The following is a 17,930-nucleotide window of genomic DNA, read 5'->3' on the forward strand; positions in this document are numbered from 1 at the left end:
GGCGATCTTGTAGGCCATGATGCCGTCGCGCACGTCCTGGCGGTTGGGCAGGCCCAGGTGTTCCTTGGGCGTCACGTAGCACAGCATCGCCGTGCCGTACCAACCGATCATCGCCGCGCCGATGGCGCTGGTGATGTGGTCGTAGCCCGGCGCGATGTCGGTGGTCAGCGGGCCGAGCGTGTAGAACGGCGCTTCGCCGCACTCGTGCAGCTGCTTGTCCATGTTCTGCTTGATCAGGTGCATCGGTACGTGGCCCGGACCTTCGATGATGGTCTGCACGTCATGCTTCCAGGCGATTCTGGTCAATTCGCCCAACGCTTCCAGCTCGCCGAACTGCGCCGCGTCGTTGGCATCGGCGATGCAGCCCGGGCGCAGGCCATCACCGAGGCTGAAGGACACGTCATAGGCCTTCATGATCTCGCAGATGTCCTCGAAGTGCGTGTAGAGGAAGTTCTCCTTGTGATGCGCCAGGCACCACTTGGCCATGATCGAACCACCGCGCGAGACGATGCCGGTGACGCGCCTGGCGGTCAGCGGCACGTGCCGCAACAACACGCCGGCATGGATGGTGAAGTAATCCACGCCCTGCTCGGCCTGCTCGATCAGGGTGTCGCGGAAGATCTCCCAGTTGAGTTCTTCGGCGCGGCCATCCACCTTTTCCAATGCCTGGTAGATCGGCACGGTACCGATCGGCACCGGCGAGTTGCGGATGATCCACTCGCGGGTTTCATGGATGTGCTTGCCGGTGGACAGGTCCATCACCGTGTCGCCCCCCCAGCGGATCGCCCACACCAGCTTTTCCACCTCCTCGGCGATGCCCGAGGACACCGCGCTGTTGCCGATGTTGGCGTTGATCTTGGTCAGGAAGTTGCGGCCGATGATCATCGGCTCGCTTTCCGGGTGGTTGATGTTGTTGGGCAGCACGGCGCGCCCACGCGCGATCTCGTCACGCACGAATTCCGGGGTGATGACCTTCTGGATGGCGGCGCCGAAGCTCTGCCCCGGGTGCTGCGCGAGCAGGCCGGCATCACGCACCGCCTCCAACCGCTGGTTCTCGCGGATGGCGACGAACTCCATCTCCGGGGTGATGATGCCGCGGCGCGCGTAGTGCATCTGGGTGACGTTGGCACCGCCAATGGCACGACGCGGCAGCACGCGTGCCGGGAAACGCACGGCATCGAGCATGGCATCGCCTTCGCGCGAACGCCCGAACGTCGAGCTCAGGCCCGGCAGCTGCCCGGTATCGCCACGCTCCTGGATCCAGCGTGCGCGCAGTGGCGCCAGCCCGGCGGCCAGGTCGATGCGCGCCTGCGGATCGGTGTACGGGCCGGAGGTGTCGTACACCGTGATCGGGGGGTTCTCCTCGCCGCCGAACAACGTGGGCGTGCGCGTCTGTGCGATCTCGCGCATCGGCACCTGCAGGTCGGTCCGCGAACCGGGCACGAAGATCTTGCGCGAGCCGGGGATCGGCTGGGTCACGGATTCGGAGAGTTGCTGGGCCTGCTGCTGCAGGCTGGGCTGGGCGTTCATCGGCATTCGTCCTGGTCGAGCCGCACCGGGAGGTGCGGGCCATGCGAGGGATTCGCATGACGGAACGAAGCGAAGGCGCACGCCGATGGCGGTTGTCCCCTGTGAACGGAACGCATGCCGTGGCACACGAAGCTTCCCTACGCCGGTATGAGCCGGATCAGGTTCGAAGGGTATGTCTCAACCGTGGCCCGATGGCCGCGGTACCCCCGCTTCGGGCGGCATTAGACCACAAAGCGGTGCCACCTGGCCCGGTGCGCCGCGTCATCGCCTGCTAACGGAATCGTGACGTGCCGTTCAGTAAGATCCCGCCCCGGTGCGATGCCCTGCTGGCCGCGCCACGGTGCTCGTCCACCTTTCCCTGCCCGGCCCTGGCGCCGGCCCTCGCTGCAAGCCCCGGCTCGCTCCCCTCAATCGCTCTTGATCGGAGACGCTCCTTCATGGTGTTTCGTGTTTCCATCGCACTGGTCGCCGTACTGGTGCTCCTGGCCGGCATTGCGCCCGGCCCCTTCAACGACGTGGTCCAGGCCACGCTGACGCACGTCGTGCGCGGCGCGGGCTGGATGTACCTGTTGATCGTGTTCCTCACCCTGACCTTCCTGCTGTACCTGGCGTTCGGCCGCTTCGGCAACCTGCGCATCGGCGGCGAGGACGCCGAGCCGGACTTCTCGCGCGCCAGCTGGCTGTCGATGCTGTTCGCCGCCGGCATGGGCATCGGCCTGGTGTTCTGGGGCGCGGCCGAGCCGATCTCGCACTTCGTCACCCCGCCGGAAGGGCTGCCGCCACAAGGCATGGACGCGGCGCGTGCCTCGATGCGCTACGCGTTCTTCCACTGGGGCCTGCACCCGTGGGCGATCTACGCGCTGATCGGGCTGGCGATGGCCTGGTTCCAGTACAACCGCAATGGCCGGGGGCTGATCAGCGACATGCTGCAACCGGTGATCGGCCGCCATCACCGCGGCGCGTTCGGCAAGCTGGTGAACATCGCCGCGGTGGTGGCCACCGCGATCGGCGTCGCCACCACGCTGGGCTTCGGCACCATCCAGATCTCGGCCGGCCTGCAGCGCGTGTTCGGCATCACCGCCGATGTCCCGCTGCAGATGACGGTGATCGCGGTCGCCTTCGTGCTGTACATGATCTCCACCACCAGCGGCGTGGAGCGCGGCATCAAGTGGCTGTCCAACTTCAACCTGGCTCTGGCCGCGCTGCTGTTGGCCGCGGTGCTGGTGCTGGGCCCCACCGGCTTCATCTTCGACACCTTCACCACCACGCTGGGCTCCTACCTCAACCAGCTGGTGACGATGAGCCTGCGCATGTCGCCATTCTCCGGCAGCACCTGGGTGGCCGACTGGACCATCTTCTACTGGGCCTGGTGGATTGCCTGGGCGCCGTTCGTCGGCGCCTTCATCGCGCGGGTGTCACGTGGTCGCAGCGTGCGCGAGTTCGTGGTCGGGGTGGTACTGGCACCGACCGTGCTCGGCTTCCTGTGGTTCTCGGTGTTCGGTGGCACCGCGCTGTGGTCGCAGCTGTTCGGCCACGCCGACCTGGTGCAGGCGCTGGGCAACGGCTACGAGACGGTGCTGTTCACCCTGTTCGACAGCCTGCCCGGCTCGCTGCTGCTGTCGTGCCTGGCACTGGTGCTGCTGATGATCTTCTTCGTCACCTCGGCCGACTCTGCGGTGCTGGTGTTGGCCAGCATGTCCACCGACGAGGCCGGCGACCCGCCGCTGTCGCGCAAGCTGGTGTGGGGCGTGGCGGTGGCGCTGATCGCCGCGGTGCTGCTGCTGGCCGGCGGGCTGGAAGCGCTGCAGGGCATGATCACCATCGCCGCGCTGCCGTTCGCGCTGCTGATGGTGCTGGTGATGGTGTCGCTGTACCGCGTGCTGGACGCCGAGGCCAACCGCCAGCGGCGGCTGGCGCAGCGCGGACGGCACCTGATCGAGGCCTGGATCGAACGCGAGCAGGCCGCGCAGGAGGATGCACGCGAGGAAGCCGCTCGGAACGTGGGCGGGGATTGAGGCCCGGGCTCGCTTCCTTACTTACCCCTCCCCTGGCCCTCCCCTTCGCCTGTGGCGAAAGGGAGGGGGCGAAGCAGGAGCAGAAGCGGAGCGCAGGCGACACAGGGAGCTTTCAGCTCTTGGCTCTTAAGCTCCTCCCCCTCCCTTTCGCCGCAGGCGAAGGGCAGGGGCGGGGAGGGGTGCTTCTGCTTCCCCGAACAGCCCAGCTCAGTACCCGGCCGCCTGCCCGTCCTTGCGGCTCTCGGAAGCGCCGTAGTACACGCCGGTTTCGGGGTCCCGCATGATCGCCTGGTAGCCGCCATACGGACCATCGGCGAACGTCACCCGGTGTCCCCTGCGCATCAGGCTGCGCACGGTTTCCCAACTGAAGCCGGTCTCCAGGTTCACTTCCCCACCGTCGCTCATCGCCGTGCCCTGCCCGGTCGGTTCGGTGGAGCCTTCGTGCTGGATGCGCGGCGCATCACCGGCTTCCTGCAGGTTCATGCCGAAGTCCACCAGGTTCATCACGATCTGGGCGTGCCCCTGCGGCTGCATCGCCCCGCCCATCACGCCGAAGCTGGCAAACGGCTTGCCGTCCTTGGTGATGAACGCCGGGATGATGGTCTGGAACGGCCGCTTGCCCGGCGCGTAGCCGTTGGGATGGTCCTTCTGCAGCACGAACATCTCGCCGCGATCCTGCAGGATGAAACCCAGCCCCGGCGGGGCCATGCCGCTGCCCATGCCGCGGTAGTTGGACTGGATCAACGACACCATCATGCCGTCGGCATCGGCCACGGTCATGTAGATGGTGTCGCCCTGCTCCAGTTGCTTCGGCGTGCCCGGCTGGGCTTCCTTCAGCGCCTTGTCCATCGAGATCAGCGCACGCCGCTGCGCCGCATAGTCCTTGGACACCAGGCGTGCCACCGGTGCCGGCGCGAACGCCGGATCGGCGTAGAAGCGCGCACGGTCGGCGAAAGCCAGTTTCTTGGCCTCGACGAACAGGTGGATATGCTCGGGTGATCCGAACGGGATCTTCGAGAAGTCGTAGCCTTCCAGGATGTTGAGGATCTGCAGCGCGGCGATGCCCTGGCTGTTGGGCGGCAGCTCCCACACGTCGTAACCCCGGTAGTTGCTGCTCACCGGCTCGACCCATTCGCCATGGTGTGCAGCCATGTCCTCGTAGCTGAGGAAGCCGCCATTGGCCTTGAAGTAGTCGCCGATGGTGCGGGCGATGTCGCCCTTGTAGAACGCATCGCGGCCACCGTCGGCGATCTGCTGCAGGGTGTGGGCGAGATTGGGGTTGCGCCACATCTCGCCCTTGCGCGGGGCGTGGCCATTGACCGTGAACTGCTCGGTGAAACCGGGGTACTGCGACAGCCGTGGTACCGAGCGGTCCCAGTAGTAGGCGATCACCTCGGCCACCGGATGGCCGTCGCGCGCGTAGCGGATGGCCGGGGCCAGGTTGTCGGCCATCGGCTTGCGGCCAAAGCGCTCGTGGAGCGCGAACCAGCCATCGACCGCACCGGGCACCGATACCGGCAGCGGCCCGGTGGCGGGGACTTCCTTCAACCCGCGGCGCTGGAACTCGGCCAGCGTCAGCGAACGCGGCGAGCGCCCGGAACCGTTGTAGCCGTACAGGCGCTGCGTCTTCGGATCCCAGACGATGGCGAACAGGTCGCCACCCACGCCGTTGCCGGTGGGCTCCATCAAGCCCAGCGCGGCATTGGCGGCGATGGCCGCGTCCACCGCCGAACCGCCGCCCTTCATCACGTCCAGCGCGATCTGGGTGGCCAGCGGTTGCGAGGTGGCTGCCATGGCATGCGGCGCGATGACTTCCGAGCGCGTGGCGAATGCGTGACCGGTGACACGGTCGGCGGCGGACGCCGCGCACAACGAGACGGATGAGACCGCCAGGAACAGGATGGGACGCAGCATCGGCGGGCTCCGGTGGGATGGTCCGGCGAAAGTAGCCCACCGCGCTGTCTTACGCACGTCTTACGCCCGCACCGTATCTAGCTCCTCCGAAACAAACCCGTCGCCCTGCATGGCCACGGCGGCATCCGGTTCTTCCAAAAGGGGCTCTTCCAATGCAAATGCGATCCAAGCGCCATCAGGGCGGCTTCACTCTGGTCGAGATGGCCGTGGTCCTGGTCATCATCGGCGTGATCATCGGCGCGGTCATGATCGGCCGCGACGTGCAGCGCAACGCCGAATACACGCGCATCAAGCAGAAGTTCGTCGACCAATGGGTGGTGGCCTACAACAGCTACCACCAGCGCTTCGGTGCTCCGGTGGGTGACAACCAGGCCGCGCCGCGCCTGATGGTCGCCGGCAAGGAGTACGACATCGACATGGCCAACAACACCGCCAGCAAGGGCGCGATCTGCAATGGCTCGGCCTCGACCAAGAGCGACCAGCCGGTGACCGCCGCCTCGCAGGACGGCGACAAGCTGCGCGACTTCATGCGTGGCGCCGGCATCAGCCTGCCGCCGGGCCGCGGCGAGGGCTTCGAGGACCGCTACGTCTACCTGGACACCAACGGCAACCCGCAGGAAATCCAGGTCTGCTTCCAGTGGAACCCGGCCGAGACCGCCTCCGGCGCCGGCAACGTGATGGTCATCTCCGGCCTGACCCCGGACCTGGCCCGCTCGCTGGACCAGATGATCGACGGCAAGCCCGACCCGCAATCCGGCGCGTTCCGCCAGGTGGGCCTGAACAAGCGCAGCGTGGGCAGCAACGCCGACGCCGAGAGCATGGAGTGGAAGGGCAACAACACCAACAAGGCCGGCTCGGCCGGCGCGGCCAACTCCAACGTCGCCGGTGGCGGTGATGACACCGACCAGGTCATCACGCTGGTCGCCCATTACAAGATGAACCAGTAAATCCATGGACATCGCCTCCCTGCTGGGCCGGCTGCGCCGGTCCCGACGTCTCTCCCTGATGATCTTCGCGGTGACGTTGCTGGCACTCGTGGCCACGGCCGTGTGGTTCATCTCCGCACGCAGCAGCCTGGCCCGTGCCTACGACCAGCTCAGCACCCGCAACGAGCTGCTGTCGCAGGCGCGGATGGCCCAGCAGGAGGCGCAACTGAAGGTCGACAACGCCGGCTCCGCCCGCCAGCTGCTGGAGCAACTGGAAGGGTTGGGGATGGAGCCCACCGGCTGGGGCGAGCGCCTGATCAACCTCAACCAGACCCAGCTCTCGCGCATGGATGCCGACGCCCTGCTGGGCGGCATTGCTCCCAGCCCCGATCGCATCTTCGGTGCGGACGTGTTCGAGCTGTCGGTGACCGACCCGACCGAAGGACTGTTCCACCTGCCCACCACGGTGTCCGACCGCCCGCCGGCGCCGTTGTCGCTGACCCTGCGCGGCAGCCTGCTGTTCCGCACCGCCGGTGGCCCGCTGCCGCCCCAGAGCACGCCGGGAGGCGCGCAGCCATGAGCATGCAGAACATCGTCCAGTTGCCCGGGCGCTGGCTGACCTTCGACCAGGACCGCGTGACCGTCAGCGACACCCGTCCGCGCCTGGAAGGGCCGGCCTGGCTGTTCGCCGAATTCGAAGGCGGCAACAGCGGCGTGATGTCGCTGGAAGGCAGTTCGGCGCACGCCGTCGCGCTGATCGAGAAGCGCCTGCGCGCCGATGGCCTGATCGACGGCGAAGGCAAGATCCTGATCCACAAGAACCGCTCGATGGGGGCGGGCTACCAGACCCTGTTCACGGCGGTGCCGCTGGATACCTGGCAGCAGACCTATGCCTGGGCCGAGGCGCAGCCGGACCATTGCCTGGTGGTGCCGCTCACCTCGCTGATGTGGCGCACGCTCAAGGCCGGCGATGGCCTGGTCGTGCACAGCGGACGGCAGATGAGCGTGCTGGCGCTGCGCAAGCACGACATCATCCACCGCGCCTCGATGGCCTACAGCGAGGACGCCTCGGACCTGTCGATGACCGCCGGCGCGCTGGCCCAGCAGGTGGCCGACGACCTGTCGCGCAACGACGAGGAAAGCGAACCGCTGCAGTTCCGCTGGTGCTCGTTGTTCGTGCCGGCGACCGAACCGGGCCAGGCCCCGGCCAACCAGCAGCTGGCCGAGATCTTCGCGGTCAACACCGGCTGCCAGGTCAAGCAGGTGCCGATGCAGGTCTACCACGATGCGGAGGGCCAGGCGTGGTCCAGTGGCATCGCGTGGATGGCCGCACAGGCGTCGCCGCGCGATGCGGTCAACCCCACCGCCAGCCGTGCGGCCTACCTGGCCGAATGGGCGCTGCCGCTGGCGTCGGCGGCCTCGCTGCTGATCGCCATCGCGCTCGGCACGCTTGGCACCCGCTGGATGCTTGCCGCGCACGACGCCAACGAGCGCAGCGAAACGATCAGCCAGGAAATCACCTCGCTCGAGGAGCAGGCCCGCCAGCTGTCCGGCAAGGCCGCCATGCCGCCGGGGTTCGACGCCGCCATGCAGTTCGTCAACAAGGCCAAGACCCTCACCGACGGGTTGGATCCGGTCACCGGGCTGGAGTCGATACGCCTGGCCGCGCAGGACGAGGTACGCGTCCTGCGCGTGCGCGTGGAACAACCCGCACCGGGGCAGGCCACCGCCGCGCCGCGCACCCTGCGCGTGGACGGCATGGTCGACGCCGACCGCGGCACGCCAGGCATGCAGATCGCCACCTTCGTCGAGCGGTTGCGCCGCGAGGGCTTCGATCCCGAGCCGCTGGATCCGCAGTCCGGCGGTGCCACGCGCGCCGGTGGCGGCGTCTTCTCCTACCTGCTCAAGCGCCCCACCCCGGCCGGCACCGACACCGCCACGGAGCCCACCACGTGAAGAAGAAATACATCGCAATGACGGCCCTGTGCTGCTGGCTGGGGGTCTCCGGCTGGTTGGCATCGATGGTCGTGGCCAAACCGGCGGTGTTGTTCATGGGCAACAACGCCGAGGAAAGCCCGGAAACCGCACGGCTGCGCGCCTCGATCCAGCGCAACCGGCAGGTGCTGGACATGGCCAGCACGCTGCGACCGCAACCGCGCTTCGAAAGCGCCGGGCTGATCGCCGTTCCCGAACAGGCCGCGCCCGGCAGCCTGCCCGGCGGCGCAGGCGCCGCCGCTGCCGCCGCGGTGCTGCCGGTCGCGCCGGCGTCCCTGTCACTGGTGGTCACCGCGGGCGGACGCTCCACTGCCGTCATCAATGGCACGCCGGTCCGCCAGGGCTCGCGCCTGGAGGACGGCACCCGCGTGCTCGCCATCGGCAACAACTGGGCGCGCGTGCGTGATGCCGCCGGCAACGTGAGCACGCTGCGCGTGCGCCACATCGGCCAGGCGCCGGACGCCAGCGAGGGCAGCCTGTGAACGCCTCCCTCAAGATCGTTGTCGGCGCTGGTGCGGCCATCCTGATCGGCGCCGCGCTCGTGCTGGCACTGCGCAAGGGTGAGCCCGCGGCTCCGCCGGCGCCCGCGCCGGCCGCCGTCGTCGATGCGGCACCGGCAGCGCCCACGCCGCCCCCGGCCGATGCCACGCCCGCGCCGTGGGAAACCGGCCCTGCCGTGCCGACGGCGGCGGCGCCCGCCACCGCAGCGATGCGCGTGCCGCCCCCGCCGACGTCCCCGGACGCACAGATGCGCACCGCCATCGCGCAGATGGAGCGGCAGATGGCGCAGAACGAGGCGCAGGCCCACGCCATGCTGCGCCAGCTGAACACCGCGCAGGCCACCGGCAGCCTGCCGCCGGGAATGAACGTCGAAGCGGCGCGCACCAACATCCAGATCGCGTTGAAGGCGCAGCAGCTGGGCCGCGAAATGGTCGCGCTCAGCCAGCAGCCCGATTCGCCGGCGCGCCAGCAGCGCATGAACCAGATCAGCACCGAACTGATCGCGCTGCGCGAAGGGCTGCGCTACGACGTCAACACGCCTGCCGCGGCGAAGGCCGCGCCCTGACATGCGCAGCCTCCGCCGACAACGCGGATTCAACCTGCTCGAGCTGACGGTCGTGGTGGGCGTGCTTGCCCTGCTGACCAGCGCGGCGACGGGCACGTATGAGATGTTCCAGCAGTCCCGCAGCCATACCGCCAGCCGCGCGCAACTGGGTCAGGCCCGCCTGGCGCTGCGCGCCTTCACCCTCCGCAACAAGCACCTGCCCTGTCCGGACAGCAGCCCGCAGGGCGACGCCGGGCGCGAGAACGGTGGGGCCAGTGGCTGCGCCGCGGGACTCACGGTTGGCTGGCTGCCATACGAAAGCCTGGGCCTGGCCCTGCCCGACCGCAACGCGCGCATCCGCTACGCGGTCCACCGCAGCAGCACGGCGGATCTGGCCAGGCCGTCCGCGGCCAGCGCCGAGTTCAGTGACCAGGACGGATCGGGCGGGCTGCTGGCCGCGCTTGCGCGGGCCGCGCAGGCCACGCCCGTCACCGCGTTGCCGTTCTACAAACTGCCCGCCGCCAACGCCGCCTACCCGACCGAAACCCCGTCGAGCCCGGACCTTCCCTGCGATGGGGGTGGCGAAACCGTCAACCCTGCCTACGCGCTGATCGCCCCGGGAATGGACATGGACCAGTCCTCGGGCAACGCGCCCGGCTTCGACACGATGAACAACGCCATCGCCCGCGGGACCGCCCTGTGCATGGCGCCGCCGGAACGGCCATCGAGCTTCCGCTACGACGACCAGGTCCTGGCCGAGTCGAGCACCACGCTGCTCGGCTGGCTGACCTCCCTTGAACGATAAGCAACCGATCCCGCATACCTCCGAGGCCTTGGAAATGACTAGCTGCCACCGCAGAAACCCCCACCAGCCGCAGTTGCGCCATCTTCCCCGGCTGCTGGCCGGCGGCATCGGCTCGCTGATGCTGGCGGCATGCACGAACATGCCGCCGCGCAGCGTGCAGGACCTGCCACCGGTGGAGCACAAGGCACTGGAACGCACCAGCACCGCGCTGGCCGAAGAGTCGGCCAAGTTCCTCCAGGCCCAGGACAAGCGCCTGGCCAGCCTCGAGCACAAGGGCACCCGCACGCCCACCACCACGCCACTGGCACCGGTCTACGACCCGCTGGAGCACAGCGTGGTCAGCATCAGCATGTTCGATGCCGACGTCGGGCAGCTGCTGTGGGCGCTGGCCGGCGAGCTGAAGATGAACCTGATCGTGGACCCCAGGGTACTGGAGCAGAAGCAGCGCTCCAGCCTGCAGCTGAGCAATGTCTCCGCGCGCGAGGTGTTCAACCACATCCTCGATGCGTTCGACCTGCATGGCGAACTGCGCGGCGGTGCACTGGTGGTCAGCCAGACCAAGGAACGCATCTTCAACGTGGACATGCTCAACTCGGTGACCTCGCTGGAGCTCAACAGCGGTGGTGACGTGTTCGGTGCCGGCATGCAGGGCGAGGGCGGCGCGGGCCAGTCCCTGCGGGGCTCGCTGTCGATGAGCGGCAGCGTCGGCAAGGACAACGACCCCTACAAGCAACTGGCCGCCGCGCTGGACGTGATCCTGGACGCGGACAAGAGCAAGCAGGCGCCCACCCCCACCGCACCGGACCAGCCCAAGCCGCCGGCGGTCGCCAGCTACAACCTGGATGCCGGCAGCGGCACCCTGTTCGTGCGCGCCCGCCCCTCGCAGATGCGCGCCGTCGAGCAGCTGATCGAACACAACAAGCAGAAGCTGCGCCGGCAGGTGCTGGTCGAGGCGCAGATCCTGGACGTCTCGCTCAATGACAGCAGCAACTACGGCGTGGACTGGAACCTGCTGCGCGACCGCGTCGCCGGCATCTACGGCGACACCGCCGCCACCATCCTGCCCGATGCCAACACGCCGCTGTCCTACGACGGCCTGACCCGGCTGGGCCAGCAGCCGCGCACCATCACCTTCCCCAACCAGACCCTGGGCTCCAGCCTCGGCCGGGCGATGGGCCTGAGCTACACCACCGACACGTTCTCGGCGGCGGTCAACGTGCTGCGCGGCTTCGGCAACGTCAAGGTGCTGTCCAACCCCAGCGTGCGCGTGCGCAACGGCAGCCCGGCCTACCTGAGCGTGGGCACCAACATCCGCTACGTCACCAAGTCCACCAGCAACTTCTCCAACACCGGTGGCAGCGGCGGCTCCTACAACCAGTCCACCGACATCCAGACCGACTCGCTGTTCTCTGGCGTGGTGATCGGCGTGGCACCGATGATCCACGAGAACGGCAGCGTCGAGCTGCTGGTGCACCCGATGCAGACCGAGGTCGATGCCAGCAGCCTGACCCTGCGCGAGTTCCCCAACGGCAACGCGGTCACGCTGCCGCAGGTCAACGTCAAGGGCATCACCACCACCTTGAACCTGCGCGACGGCGACACCGTGATGCTCGGCGGCCTGATCGACCAGAACGCCTCGCTCGATGACAAGGGCATCCCCGGCCTGTCCGACGTGCCGGTGTTCGGCCGCATGTTCGGCTCGCGTGCCAAGACCCACACCACCCGCGAACTGGTGCTGGTACTGCGGGTGAAAGTGCTGTGAGCCTGATCTACGACGCATTGCGCCAGAACGGCACGGCGTCGCCCCAGGCCACGGCCACGCCGGTAGCACGGGCCCGCGGCGGCGGCCGGCGCACCGGCTATCTCTGGCTGGGCGCGACCGGCAGCGTGCTGCTCGGCTATGCGCTGGTGCATGCGCTCTCCGGCAATGCCGCGCCGCCGGTGGCCGCCACCGCGACGCGGGCACCGCTGGCCGCGCCTGCCGCAGCGCCGGCAACAGCATCGGTGACGGTACCGGTTGCGGTCGCAGCGCCGGCACCGGTTGCCGCGGCCGCGCCCATCCCGCCTTTGCCGCCACTGGCACCGCGGGCCACCACCCGCACGTCGGCAGCGCCCGTCGCCGGCAGCGACGTGCCCGCGCCGGCAACGCCCGCCCCACGCTTGGCCACCACGCCGTCCGGGCAGGAGGTGGTGCACGTGCAGTCGCAGCAGATGAACATCACCGTCAGCACCCGCCGGCCGGCCCGCGACGCCGGCCCTGCGGCGGACACCAGCACCCGGATTCCCGATGCACTGGCCTCGCTGCAGCGCGCTGTCGCGCAGGGCGACGCCGCTGCCATCGAGCAGCAACTGCAGGCGCTGCGCCAGCTGCTTCCCGCCGACAGCCTGACCCTGCTGCGCAACGAAGCCTGGGTTGCACACAACCGCGGCGACCTGGTCACCGCCGAGGACCGCTACCGGCAGATCCTGTCACGGGTCCCGGAGGACACCCAGGCCGGGGTCAACCTCGCGCTGCTGGAAGCCGGACGCGGCCAGACCGACGTCGCGCAGGGCCGGCTGCTGCGCCTGGCCGCGGAGAACGGCGACTCCAGCGTCATCGCCCAGGCGCTGGCCCAGATCCGCGGAACGCCGCAATGAACCCGGCCACCCGCCAGCACCTGCAGCAGCTGGGCCTGGAGCGCTCGCCGTTCCCGCCCACGCCCGACAGCGCCGCGTACTTCCAGACCGACGCGCTGGAGCGCGAGCTGGTCGAGGCCACGCATTGCCTGCGCACGCGCTCGGGCTTCGTGCTGCTCACCGGCGAGGTCGGCACCGGCAAGACCACTTTCCTGCGCCGCCTGATGTCCACGCTGGAACGCGAGGACATGGTGGTGTCGCTGGTATTCAACACCTACCTGCAGGGCAATGACCTGCTGGCGGCGGTGCTGCGTGACTTCGGCCTGCCCGCCGAGGGCAATGCCGCCGACAACATCGACCGCCTCAACCGCTTCCTGCTCGAGCGCTGGCAGCGCCAGACCACCTGCGTGCTGCTGATCGACGATGCCCAGAACCTGGACATCGAAAGCCTGGAACTGCTGCGCCTGCTCACCTGCCTGGAGTCGGGGCAGGAGAAGCTGTTGCAGATCGTGCTGGCCGGCCAACCGGAACTGCTGCAGGTGCTGGCGCAACCGGCGATCCGCCAGCTCAGCAGCCGCATCAGCAAACACGCCCAGCTCTGCGCCCTGGCCCGCGACCGCACCGGCGACTACGTGCGGTTCCGGCTGGACAGCGCCGGCGCCGACGGCGCCATCGCGCTCGATGAAGCGGCGATCACCGCCCTGCACCGCGCCAGCAACGGCAACCCACGCCATATCCACCAGATCATGGACCGCTGCCTGTATGGCCTGTATGGCCAGGCCGCCGGTCCACGCCGGATCGATGCCGCGCTGATCCGCACCGCCGCCGCCGAAGCCGGCGTGCAGCGCCGTGCGCGCGCGCTTCGCTACCCGTGGGCACTGGCGGCGTCGCTGGGCGGGCTGCTGGCCGTGGGGGGGCTGGTCCTGTCACTGCGTCCGGGCGACACCCATGCCGAGCCGGCATCGACGGTGGCATCGGCATCTCCCGCAGCGGCCAGCGCCGCAACCGCGCCCCCACCGCAGCACTGCCTTGCACGCCTGGGTGACGGCGCACGGCGCCAGGTCCAGGTGCCTTCCGGCGCGGCCCCCTACCTGCGCCAGCACGACGACCTGTGCGTGCAAGCCACCGCGCAGGGCGCACTGGTCACCTTCGTGCCGCGTGTGCCCGACGCCGACCTGCTGCAACAGCAACCCAATACCCGCCTGCAACAGCTGCAGTACCGCCTGCAGCAGCAGGGGCACTACGACGGCCAGCTCGATGGCCGCTTCGGCCCGCTGACGCAGCGGGCGCTGCGCCGCATGCAGCAGCACAACGCCCTGCCGGCAACCGGGACCCCGGATGCACTGACCCTGCACCTGCTGGCCCTTCCCGCCGCGCACGCCGACTCCCCGAACGACATGGATCCTTCCCGCAATGGCCACGGTTGATTCCCGCATCCCCTCCGCCTCCGCCAGCTCCACGCAGGGACTGGTCAGCCTCGAACAGGCCAAGCTCGGCGTGCTGCTCAACGAGCAGGGGCTGCTGGACCCCATCCAGTTGCTGTACGCCCGCCAGAAGAACCTGGTCGAGCAGACCAGCTTCGGCCGCCTGCTGATCCGCCACGGCCTGGCCAATGAATCGGACATCGTGCGCACCCATGCCGGCATGCTCGGCATCGAGTTCACCCAGGTTGAAACCCTGCCGGTGGCCGAGCCACAGATCCTGGCCATGTTCAACCGCGAGCTGTGCCAGATGCGGCAGTTCCTGCCGCTGCGCCGCGACGGCGAGCAACTGGAGGTACTGCTCGGCGATGCCGACCCCACCGCGGTGGCGCAGCTCGTGCTGCAACGCTGCGGCCTGCGCTGCCGCTTCCTGCAGGGTGAGTACGGCAAGGTCGCGCGGCTGATCCGGCAAACCTACTACTTCGCGCAGAACCCGATCGAGGCGCTGCTGGAGAAGGAGATCCGCCGCCTGGCCACCGACAACGACCATGCCTACAGCCCGGAGAAGCTGCTGGACTACCTGCTGCACCTGGCCGTGCGCGAGCGCACCACCGACATCCATATTTCCCCGTCCGAGCACAGCCTGCACGTGCTGTTCCGCGTCGATGGCGTGCTGCGCCCGATGTGGGCCATGCCCAACTCGCTCAGCCGCCTGCTGGGCTACATCAAGCTCGCTTCGGAAATGGACATCTCCGAGCAGCGCCGCCCGCAGGACGGCAGCTTCCGCGCCACCGTGCTGGACTCGGCGCTGACGGTGCGCGTGTCCACCCTGATCACCGAATCCGGCGAGCGCATGGTGATGCGCCTGCTGCCCGAGCACAGCGACCTGGCCGGGCTGGAGGAACTGGGTTTCTTCGCCGAGGACGTGGCCCTGCTCGAACGCCTGTTCGCCAAGCCGGCCGGGCTGATCCTGATCACCGGCCCCACCGGCTCGGGCAAGAGCTCCTCCCTGCACGCCGCGCTGCGTATGCAGTCGCTGATCGAGCGCAATGTGCTGACCGTCGAGGACCCCATCGAGTACCGCGTGCCCGGTGCCGGCCAGACCGAGGTCAACCGCCGCGCCGGCTACGAGTTCGGCTCGGCCCTGCGCCACTTCCTGCGCCATGACCCGGACGTGATCCTGCTCGGCGAAATGCGCGATGCCGAAACCGCGCAGGCAGCCGTGGAGGCGGCGGCCACCGGCCACCTGGTGCTGTCCACCCTGCACGTCACCACCGTGTTCGGCGTGGTGCCCCGCCTGCGCCCGCTCGGCCTGGAAGCGCAGGTCATCGCCGACAACCTGCTGGCCGTGGTGAACCAGCGCCTGGTCCGCCAGGTCTGCCCGTTCTGTGCCACGGACGTGCCGTTCACCGACAAGGAATGCGAATGGCTGGAGCTGCCCGTGGGCAGCAGCGGCCGGCGTGGCGGCGGCTGCGACCGCTGCCGCGGCAGCGGCTACTACGGGCGCCTGCCGGTCTACGACATCATGGTGGTCGACGAACCGCTGGCCAACGGCATCGCCGATGACGTCAGCCGCGAGACCCTGCGCGGGCTGGCGATGGGCGCCGGCTTCAAGGGCATCGAGCAGGTCGCGCGCGCGCGCGTCATCGCCGGCCAGACCACCAGCGAGGAAGTCCTGCGCGTGGTCGGCGTGGGCCCGGCGCCATGAACGTCTACTACTACCGGCTGCTGCTCTCCAACGGCCGCGTGCGCGCCGGCGTGACCCAGCTGGCCGTCGAGCACGACGCCTCCGCGCGCCTGTGGCTGGAGAAGAACTTCGATGCGGTGGTGCTCAAGCTGTATCGCTTCCCCGGCTGGCTGGCCGAGACCCAGCGCTCGCTCACCCACCTGATCAAGCCCAGCATCAAGCCGGTGGAACTGGCCGGCATGCTGCGCGACCTGGCGGTGATGACCAGCAGCGGCATCCCGGTGATGGAGGCGCTGCGTGCGGTGGCCAACGAGATCAGCACCGGCCGCGTGTCCAATCCGGCCCGGCTGGCACGCCGGCTGCTGGACGAACTGGATGCCGGCGCCTCGCTGAGCGATGCATTCGGCCGCTATCCCGACGCCTTCCCGGAAACCGTCCGCAACCTGGTCATGATCGGCGACGAGACCGGCTCCATGGACAGGATGCTGATGGAGGCCGCCGACCACGTCGAGCGCATCTCGCGGATGACCGCCGATACCCGCCAGGCGCTGATCTACCCGGCATTCGTGTTCTCGGCCATCTTCGCCGCCGGCGGCTTCTGGATCTACTACGTCATTCCCAACCTGTCCGACCTCTTCAAGCAGATGAACGCCAAGCTGCCGCCGCTCACCATCTGGGTGATACGCAGCTCGGAGTGGCTGATCGGGCACATCGTGATGATCCTGGCCGGGCTGGCCGCGCTGGCGTTCGTGCTGTGGGTCACCTGGCGCTACAGCCGCCGCTTCCGCCGCGCCATCCACTACACGCTGCACCGGCTGCCGATCGCCAAGACCATCATGTTCTCCTCCGGCCTGGCCTTCTTCACCGAGTACATGGCGCTGCTGATCCGCGCCGGCGTGGACATGGTCAGCAGCCTGCAGGTGATGGAGCGCGCCATGCGCGACGAGTACTACCGCGACCGCATCATCGCGATCCGGCAGGTCCTGGAGCGCGGCGACCGGGTGTCCTCGGCGATGCGCCAGGTCGGTGGCTTCCCTTCGATGATGGTGCGCATGATCAGCGTCGGCGAGGACACCGGCACGCTGGACAGCCAGTTCTCGCGCCTGTCCGAGGAATACAGCCTGCGCCTGCAGCGCCTGATCACCAACCTGTCGGAAATCATCAAGCCGGTCGTCGTGCTGTTCGGCGGCGGCATGTTCGTCTTCCTGATCGTCGCCCTGCTGCTGCCGGTCTATGACCTGGTACAGCAGGCGATCACCTCGCCGCAGCTGTAAGGAACCGCACCGCCATGAAACCCATCAACCACAGCCGCGGCTTCACCCTCATGGAGATGTCGGTGGTGCTGGTGATCATCGCGTTGATCCTCGGCGCGGTCACCGTCGGCCGCGACGTCTACCGCGGTGCCGTGGCCGAGCGCATCAGCAGCGAGTTCGTGCAGGGCTGGATCCTGGCCTACGACCGCTACGCCAGCCAGAGCGGCCGGGTGCCCGGCGACAACGCGCTCACCGGCATGATCGGCGGTGGCACCGCCGCCACCGCGCTGTGCGGCACTGCGCTGGTCGACGAGATGCTCAAGGCAGGCGTCACCCTGCCCCAGGGAGCAATGGAAGGCCGCCAGGAAACCTACGTCTACCAGGACCGCAACGGCCTGCCGCAGCGCCTGCAGGTCTGCCTGCAGGCCATCACCGACTGGCACGAGCCGATCAGCGCCAGTGGCTACGCCGCCCGTACGCGCAATGTACTGGTGCTGCATGGGCTCACCCCCGAACTGGCGCAGCAGCTGGACCAGCGCATCGACGGCAAGGTCGACGCGCGCGTTGGCCGGGTACGCGAGAAGCGCCCGGGCACCGGCAAGGTCGCCGCGCCGACCGAGGATGCCGCCTGGTCGCGCGATGAGACCAGCAACGCCAACACCAGTGCCGATGCCGCCAGTGCCACCGTCATCGCCTACATCAAGATGAGCCAGTAACCGGATA

15 protein-coding genes and 1 riboswitch are annotated in these 17,930 nt (G+C 68.7%); of the genes, 13 read left to right on the top strand and 2 right to left on the bottom strand.

All coding sequences use genetic code 11. From position 1 onward, the window contains the following. A partial coding sequence (thiC, locus tag VA603_RS00655) for a phosphomethylpyrimidine synthase ThiC (protein WP_323437636.1) occupies nt 1-1,530 on the bottom strand: 1,530 nt, incomplete at its 3' end. Nucleotides 1,531-1,646: 116 nt separating this feature from the next. Then, a riboswitch (TPP riboswitch) is annotated at nt 1,647-1,748 on the bottom strand. A gap of 219 nt (nt 1,749-1,967) precedes the next feature. Here thiC and VA603_RS00660 point away from each other — a divergent pair. Continuing rightward, nucleotides 1,968-3,545: a BCCT family transporter gene (locus VA603_RS00660; RefSeq protein ID WP_132865520.1), complete on the top strand. Its 1,578-nt coding sequence runs from the start codon at nt 1,968-1,970 to the stop codon at nt 3,543-3,545. A gap of 207 nt (nt 3,546-3,752) precedes the next feature. Here the strand turns inward: VA603_RS00660 and ggt are convergent, their stop codons facing one another. Then, entirely contained in the window at nt 3,753-5,459 is a 1,707-nt protein-coding gene (ggt, locus tag VA603_RS00665; RefSeq protein WP_323437637.1) for a gamma-glutamyltransferase, read from the bottom strand. Nucleotides 5,460-5,611: 152 nt separating this feature from the next. On the opposite strand from ggt, the gene VA603_RS00670 reads away from it, so the two are divergent. The 12 genes from VA603_RS00670 to VA603_RS00725 all read left to right on the top strand — a co-directional run bounded on the left by VA603_RS00670 (nt 5,612) and on the right by VA603_RS00725 (nt 17,923). Next, on the top strand, nt 5,612-6,406 hold the full coding sequence (locus VA603_RS00670) for a prepilin-type N-terminal cleavage/methylation domain-containing protein (RefSeq protein WP_192287569.1): 795 nt from the start codon (nt 5,612-5,614) through the stop codon (nt 6,404-6,406). 4 nt (nt 6,407-6,410) lie between these two features. Further along, on the top strand, nt 6,411-6,965 hold the full coding sequence (locus VA603_RS00675) for a hypothetical protein (protein ID WP_132865523.1): 555 nt from the start codon (nt 6,411-6,413) through the stop codon (nt 6,963-6,965). Beyond that, entirely contained in the window at nt 6,962-8,341 is a 1,380-nt protein-coding gene (locus VA603_RS00680) for a hypothetical protein (protein WP_323437638.1), read from the top strand. The genes VA603_RS00675 and VA603_RS00680 overlap by 4 nt, the downstream gene beginning before the upstream one ends. Next, nucleotides 8,338-8,862 (top strand): hypothetical protein, encoded by a 525-nt coding sequence (locus tag VA603_RS00685; protein WP_132865525.1) that lies wholly within the window; start codon nt 8,338-8,340, stop codon nt 8,860-8,862. Before VA603_RS00680 ends, VA603_RS00685 begins: the two co-directional genes overlap by 4 nt. Then, nucleotides 8,859-9,446, top strand: a complete 588-nt coding sequence (locus VA603_RS00690) for a hypothetical protein (protein WP_323437639.1) — start codon at nt 8,859-8,861, stop codon at nt 9,444-9,446. Before VA603_RS00685 ends, VA603_RS00690 begins: the two co-directional genes overlap by 4 nt. A 1-nt stretch (nt 9,447) precedes the next feature. Continuing rightward, complete coding sequence (locus VA603_RS00695) at nt 9,448-10,230, top strand: type II secretion system protein (RefSeq protein WP_323437640.1); 783 nt, start codon at nt 9,448-9,450, stop codon at nt 10,228-10,230. A gap of 73 nt (nt 10,231-10,303) precedes the next feature. Next, nucleotides 10,304-11,992: a pilus (MSHA type) biogenesis protein MshL gene (gene mshL / locus VA603_RS00700; protein ID WP_323437641.1), complete on the top strand. Its 1,689-nt coding sequence runs from the start codon at nt 10,304-10,306 to the stop codon at nt 11,990-11,992. Next, complete coding sequence (locus VA603_RS00705) at nt 11,989-12,867, top strand: tetratricopeptide repeat protein (protein ID WP_323437642.1); 879 nt, start codon at nt 11,989-11,991, stop codon at nt 12,865-12,867. Before mshL ends, VA603_RS00705 begins: the two co-directional genes overlap by 4 nt. Continuing rightward, entirely contained in the window at nt 12,864-14,273 is a 1,410-nt protein-coding gene (locus tag VA603_RS00710) for an ExeA family protein (RefSeq protein WP_323437643.1), read from the top strand. The genes VA603_RS00705 and VA603_RS00710 overlap by 4 nt, the downstream gene beginning before the upstream one ends. Beyond that, nucleotides 14,260-15,975, top strand: a complete 1,716-nt coding sequence (locus VA603_RS00715; protein WP_323437644.1) for a GspE/PulE family protein — start codon at nt 14,260-14,262, stop codon at nt 15,973-15,975. Before VA603_RS00710 ends, VA603_RS00715 begins: the two co-directional genes overlap by 14 nt. Further along, the gene (locus VA603_RS00720) at nt 15,972-17,228 is read left to right on the top strand and encodes a type II secretion system F family protein (protein WP_313252092.1); all 1,257 of its coding nucleotides are present in this window, start codon (nt 15,972-15,974) and stop codon (nt 17,226-17,228) included. The genes VA603_RS00715 and VA603_RS00720 overlap by 4 nt, the downstream gene beginning before the upstream one ends. A gap of 14 nt (nt 17,229-17,242) precedes the next feature. Beyond that, nucleotides 17,243-17,923, top strand: coding sequence for a type II secretion system protein (locus VA603_RS00725; RefSeq protein ID WP_132865532.1), 681 nt, complete (start codon nt 17,243-17,245; stop codon nt 17,921-17,923). Nucleotides 17,924-17,930: the final 7 nt, after the last annotated feature.

This window comes from Stenotrophomonas capsici (genome assembly GCF_034961085.1).
GTDB classification, from domain to species: domain Bacteria; phylum Pseudomonadota; class Gammaproteobacteria; order Xanthomonadales; family Xanthomonadaceae; genus Stenotrophomonas; species Stenotrophomonas capsici.

Bases quoted from the DNA above. Each gene is read 5' to 3' on its own strand.
- VA603_RS00680 (WP_323437638.1), top strand. From the start codon at position 6,962: ATGAGCATGCAGAACATCGTCCAGTTGCCCGGGCGCTGGCTGACCTTC.
- VA603_RS00675 (WP_132865523.1), top strand. From the start codon at position 6,411: ATGGACATCGCCTCCCTGCTGGGCCGGCTGCGCCGGTCCCGACGTCTC.
- VA603_RS00725 (WP_132865532.1), top strand. From the start codon at position 17,243: ATGAAACCCATCAACCACAGCCGCGGCTTCACCCTCATGGAGATGTCG.
- VA603_RS00695 (WP_323437640.1), top strand. From the start codon at position 9,448: ATGCGCAGCCTCCGCCGACAACGCGGATTCAACCTGCTCGAGCTGACG.
- VA603_RS00660 (WP_132865520.1), top strand. From the start codon at position 1,968: ATGGTGTTTCGTGTTTCCATCGCACTGGTCGCCGTACTGGTGCTCCTG.
- VA603_RS00715 (WP_323437644.1), top strand. From the start codon at position 14,260: ATGGCCACGGTTGATTCCCGCATCCCCTCCGCCTCCGCCAGCTCCACG.
- ggt (WP_323437637.1), bottom strand. From the start codon at position 5,459: ATGCTGCGTCCCATCCTGTTCCTGGCGGTCTCATCCGTCTCGTTGTGC.
- VA603_RS00710 (WP_323437643.1), top strand. From the start codon at position 12,864: ATGAACCCGGCCACCCGCCAGCACCTGCAGCAGCTGGGCCTGGAGCGC.
- VA603_RS00720 (WP_313252092.1), top strand. From the start codon at position 15,972: ATGAACGTCTACTACTACCGGCTGCTGCTCTCCAACGGCCGCGTGCGC.
- VA603_RS00670 (WP_192287569.1), top strand. From the start codon at position 5,612: ATGCAAATGCGATCCAAGCGCCATCAGGGCGGCTTCACTCTGGTCGAG.